Origin of the sequence: Rhodopseudomonas sp. BR0C11 (genome assembly GCF_010820945.1) — a bacterium.
GTDB classification, from domain to species: Bacteria; Pseudomonadota; Alphaproteobacteria; order Rhizobiales; family Xanthobacteraceae; genus Rhodopseudomonas; species Rhodopseudomonas palustris_H.
Genome location: NZ_QTKI01000341.1, coordinates 1 through 5,290, shown reverse-complemented (window position 1 = coordinate 5,290; position 5,290 = coordinate 1). Strand labels below are relative to the sequence as shown.

The 5,290-nt window shown below is 65.5% G+C and carries 5 protein-coding genes; 4 read left to right on the top strand and 1 reads right to left on the bottom strand.

Translation table 11 applies throughout. From position 1 onward, the window contains the following. On the top strand, positions 1–474 hold a 474-nt coding region (locus DYI24_RS20455; protein WP_164573616.1), incomplete at its 5' end, for a rhomboid family intramembrane serine protease. Positions 475–710: 236 nt separating this feature from the next. Continuing rightward, a complete protein-coding gene (locus tag DYI24_RS20450; RefSeq protein WP_164573615.1) occupies positions 711–1,139 on the top strand; it encodes a CBS domain-containing protein in 429 nt (142 codons plus the stop codon). A 21-nt stretch (positions 1,140–1,160) separates the two neighbouring features. On the opposite strand, the gene DYI24_RS20445 is transcribed toward DYI24_RS20450, so the two are convergent. Next, positions 1,161–1,796 (bottom strand): TetR/AcrR family transcriptional regulator, encoded by a 636-nt coding sequence (locus tag DYI24_RS20445; protein WP_164573614.1) that lies wholly within the window; start codon positions 1,794–1,796, stop codon positions 1,161–1,163. Between the two features lie 150 nt (positions 1,797–1,946). Between DYI24_RS20445 and DYI24_RS20440 the strand changes: the two genes are divergently transcribed. Continuing rightward, positions 1,947–4,208, top strand: coding sequence for a TonB-dependent siderophore receptor (locus DYI24_RS20440; RefSeq protein ID WP_164573613.1), 2,262 nt, complete (start codon positions 1,947–1,949; stop codon positions 4,206–4,208). Positions 4,209–4,236: 28 nt separating this feature from the next. Continuing rightward, positions 4,237–5,290, top strand: a 1,054-nt coding sequence (locus DYI24_RS20435) for a PepSY-associated TM helix domain-containing protein (RefSeq protein WP_164573612.1), incomplete at its 3' end; no start/stop codon positions are given.

Here is a 5,290-nt window from a genome sequence, read left to right as displayed (position 1 = left end):
AACGTGCTGTGGTTGCTGCCGTTTGGTAGCGCGCTGGCGCGGCGGTTCGGCAGCCTGCGGTTCTTCGTGTTCATGGCGGTGACGGCGGCGGCCGGCGCGTTCGCGCATCTGCTCACCCATTCCCATGACGTCGCCCCAATGATCGGCGCGTCGGCCTCGGTGTCCGGCGCGATGGCGGCGGCGATCCGTTTCGCCTTCGTCCGCGGCAGCTTCCTGTCGCTGCGCCGCGGCGATGCCGATGCGGCGGCGAAGGTACCGGCGCAGCCGCTGCTGAGGGCGCTGCGCGATCCGCGGGTGCTGGCGTTCCTCGGGATCTGGTTCGGCATCAACATCATCTTCGGGATCGGCTCGATCGCGATCGGCAACGAGGGCGCCAGCGTCGCCTGGCAGGCGCATATCGGCGGCTTCTTCGCCGGGCTGCTGCTGTTCTCGTTGTTCGATCCGGTGCCGCGCGTCCCTGAGGCGCGCGCCTGACGCGCCGCAGCAGCTGTTCGCAGTTGCGAATAGTTTGCATCTATCGCTGAATCGCCGCATTGTTGCGGTGTCATCGCACCTGGCGCTGATTTGCGCCGGGCTGGGAATGGGAATCGGCGCCGCGCTTTGCCCGCTGATTCTGTCGAGCGTCCATTCCACGCATCGCCGTGACTGATCCGCTGCAGTGTCACAACAACAGCCGCCGGGCTCGGCAGGCGGCGTTATGGGAGGCGACCATGACCGTGCGTGCGATTCTGGAATCCAAAGGCCGTTACATCCACACCGTCGAAGCCGCGGCGCGGCTCGCGTCCGCGGTGAAGACACTGGCCGAACGACGGATCGGCGCGGTGCTGGTGATGCACGGCACGCGGCTCGAAGGCATCCTGTCGGAGCGCGACGTCGTTCGTGTGCTCGCCGACCGCGGACCGACCGCGCTGGATGAGCCGATCGGCGCGGTGATGACGCGCGACGTGTTCACCTGCCGTCAGGATGACACCGTCGGCGAGATCATGGAGCGGATGACCGCGGGCAAATTTCGGCATCTGCCGGTGATGGAGCACGACCGCGTCGTCGGTCTGATCTCGATCGGCGACATCGTCAAATCGCGGCTGTCCGAATACGAGCACGAGCAGCAGGCGCTGCATGACTACATCAAGTCGGCCTGAGGCTGGCGGCCGAACCGACGATCAGGCGCCGGCGCCGCCCAGAAACAGCGCCCAGGCCTTGTCGAAATAGGCGTTCTGGGCGCGGGTCGACGCGTAGGTCGTCCCGCCCAGCATCGCCTCGATCATCGGCCCCATCGCGATGCTGTTGAGAAGCTGGCCCGCGAGAAAACGTGCGTCGCCACGGGCGAGGGCGCCGGCCTTCTGCGCCTCGCCGATCAGCGACAGCAGCCGGTCCATGATCGGATCGTCGGCACGGTCGGCAACGGCCTGACCGACCACGATCGCTTCGCTGAAGGCGATGCGCTTGAATGCGATCAGCGTGGGATCGACGTTGGTGGCGAGCAGCCAGCGCGCCGCCGCGCGAAGTTGCGTCAGCGCATCCCCGGTCTGGCTCGCCATCGTGGTCTGGAAGTGCGCGAGCGTCTGCGCCCGCGCGTGCTCGACGACGCCTTCGAACAACGCCAGCTTCGAGGGGAATCGTCGATACACCGTGTCCTTGCCGACCCCGCATGCCGCTACGACCTGCTCGACGGAGGTCGCAGCGAAGCCCTGCTGCGCGAACAGGCGCGACGCCGTCTCGATGATGTAAAGCGACTTCGCTTCGACATCGCTTTTGCGCGGACGTCCGCCTTTTGAAGCGGTGGTCAGGGTCGGCATGCAGGTCCTTGATCGTCGCCTCGGCGACGCAAACTGTTTCGAGCAATTCCAATCCCAGATTTGCAATCGCTTGGCAATCTGTCTGGACAGGACGGTCCCGTCCCGTTTATCTCCCGCCCGCCTCGAGACGAGGTATCTGGGGGAAATCGGATGGGAAGCGAGAACAAGATTGTCGTCGGCGTCGCGATTGCGCTGTCGCTGAGTGGCGGCCCCGAAGCGCTGGCGCAGAGCGCGAGTGAAGCATCAGTGGCGCTGCCGCCGGTCACCGTGCAGCCCGCCGAGCGGCGCGCAGTGCGCCGTGCGCAGCCAGCCCCCGCAGTTCAACGCGCCGTGCCGGCGCGGACCCCGGCCCGCGAACAGGCGACGCCGGCGGCGCGTCCGGTCACCCCCAGCAACACCTCAGATCGTTACGTTGTCCGCACGTCCGCAACGGCGACCAAGACCGATACCCCGGTGCTGGAAACGCCGCAGTCGATCTCGACTGTCACGCGGCGCCAGATGGACGATCAGAACGTTCAGACCGTTGCCAATGCGCTGCGCTACAGCGCCGGCGTGCTGTCGGATGCCGACACCAATTCGCGTTTCGATAGCGTCTTCATCCGCGGCTTCGGCGCGTTCGGCACCGCGACCAACTACGTCAGTTTCCTCGACGGCTTGAAGCTGCCGCGTGGCCAGGCCTTCGCCAACACCGCGATCGATCCGTTCCTGCTCGACCGCGTCGAGGTGCTGAAGGGACCTTCGGCGGTGCTGTATGGGCAGACCAGCCCGGGCGGCCTGGTCAACCAGGTCAGCCGGATGCCGAGCGCAGTGCCTTACAATGAAGTCCGCGTCGAGGGTGGCAGCTATGGCCGCTTCCAGTCCGGCGTCACCAGCCAGGGCGCGCTCGATAAGGACGGCCATTGGCTCTACAGCCTGAGCGCGATCGGCCGCACCTCCGGCACGCGCTACGACAATGTCGATGAGCAGCGCTTCGCCGTCGCGCCGGCTTTGACCTGGGCGCCCGATGCGGACACGCGCTTCACCGTTCAGAGCTACTACCAGAAAGACCCGAAGGGCGGCTATTTCAACTCGCTGTATCCGACCTCGCTGGCGCCGCTGCAGTACCGGCCATACCTGAACTCCAAGCTCAATGTCGGCGATCCCGGCTTCGACTCGTTCGAGCGTGAGCAGTACGGCATCGGCTATCAGTTCGACAAACGGCTCAACGAGGTCGTCAGCGTCAAATCGAGCCTGCGCTATTCGCACGTCGACGTCGACTTCAAGTCGCTGCAGATGAACGCACCTCTCGCCGCCACCGGCACGATCCCGCGCTGGGCATTGCGCTCGATCGAAGATGTCGGCGGGCTGTCGACCGACAATCGCGTGCAGTTCGATTTCGCCACCGGCGCGCTTCAGCACAAGGTCATCACCGGCGTCGATTATCAGAACACCCTCAGCAATTGGACCTACCAGCTCGGTGCCGCGACCGCCCTCAATGTCGTTAGTCCGGTGTATAATCAGCCGGTCGGCTCGCTCGCCTCGCTGATCGACAACGGCCAGAAGCTGTCGCAGACTGGCCTCTATGCGCAGGATCAGATCAGCTTGGGCGGATGGCGCGCGACGCTCGGCGTCCGCCACGATTGGGCCGAGCAGAGCACCGACAGCCGGCTCGCCGGATCGCGCTCCAATCAGTCGGACGACAAGACCACCTATCGGGCAGGCCTGCTGTATCTGTTCGACAGCGGCGTTGCGCCCTATGTCAGCTATTCGACGTCGTTCGAGCCCGTCACCGGCGTCGGTGTCGACGGGCAGCCGTTCATCCCGACCACGGCCGAGCAGTACGAGGGCGGCATCAAGTATCAGCCGACCTTCCTGCCGATGCTGTTCACCGCGTCGGTGTTCGACATCCGTCAGCAGGATGTGCTGAGCCCGTCATCGGTGCCGGGCTTCAACGTGCAGCAGGGCGAGGTCCGGTCCAAGGGCGTCGAATTGGAAGCCCGCGGCAACGTTACCGGCGGCCTCGAGCTGATCGGCGCGTTGACGTTCCTCGACACACGGGTGGCGCGATCATCGAATGCCCTGATCGTCGGCAACCGGCCGCAGGCCGTTCCGGACTTCTTTGGCTCGATGTGGGCGAATTACACGTTCCAGTCCGGCCCGGTCACCGGTCTGACATTCGGTGGCGGCATCCGCCATGTCGGCGCTAGCTACGGCGACGATGCCAACACGCTGCGCACGCCGGCCTACACGGTGGTCGATGCGGCCCTGAAATACGATCTCGCGAATGTGGCGCCGAGCCTGAAGGGCACGACGCTGACGCTCAACGTCAACAACCTGTTCGACAAGGAATACTATTCGAGCTGTTCGTCGGGGTTCTACTGTCAGTTCGGCAACCGCCGCACCGTGCTGGCCGGGATCCGGTACCGGTGGTGATGATCGACCTGAAAAGGGCGCGCCGCCGATGACGCGGCGTGCCGTTCGACTGTGGGTGTGGGTGCATCGCTGGAGCAGCCTTGTCTGCACGGTGTTCGCACTGCTGCTTTGTCTCACCGGGCTGCCGCTGATCTTCAAGGACGAGCTTGGTCCCGACCTGCAGCTCGTGGCGACGACCGCGCCGCCGGGCAGTGCATCGGTGGACTCGATGGTCGCGCGCGCCCTCGCGGCGCGGCCGGGCGAGGTGGTGCCGTATCTGTTCTACGATCGGGAGCATCCGATCCTGAAGGTGCCGACCGCTGCCTCGATGACGGCCGATCCGGCGTCATTTCACTACCAGGTGTTCGACACCCGCACCGGGCAGCAGATCGAGATCCCGCAGCCCAATGAGGGCTTTCTGTATGTGATGACTCGGCTGCATCTCGACCTGTTCGGCGGAGTGCCGGGCACGCTGTTTCTTGGATTCATGGGGCTGTTGCTGGTCGTTGCGATCGTATCCGGCGTGGTGCTGTACGGCCCGTTCACCCGCCGGCTTGCGTTCGGCGTGGTGCGGACCGACGGCAGCCGCTGGCGCACCTGGCTCGACCTGCACAATCTGCTCGGTATCGTGACGCTGGCCTGGTTCGGTGTCGTCAGCTTCACCGGCGTCATCAACACGCTGGCAGCGCCGATCGAACTCGCCTGGCAGGCCAATCAGCTCGTCGAGATGGCGGCGCAGGCGAGGCCTGCCGAGATCGCGGGACAACGTGCGTCGACCGATGCCGTGCTACGCGACGTCCGTGCCGCGGTGCCGGGGATGAACGTGATGACGGTGGCGTTTCCGGGGACGCCGTTCGCCACCCCGTCGCACGTCGCGATCTTTCTCACCGGCAATACGCCGATCACCAGCCGCATCCTCAAGCCGGCACTCGCCGATGCGTCGACCGGGCAGGTGGTCTCGGTGCGCGACATGCCGTGGTACGCGACCGCGCTGTTCATGTCGCAGCCGCTGCATTTCGGTGACTATGGCGGGCTGCCGCTGAAAATCATCTGGGCGCTGCTCGACATCGCGACCATCGTCGTTCTGATCGGCGGCCTCTATC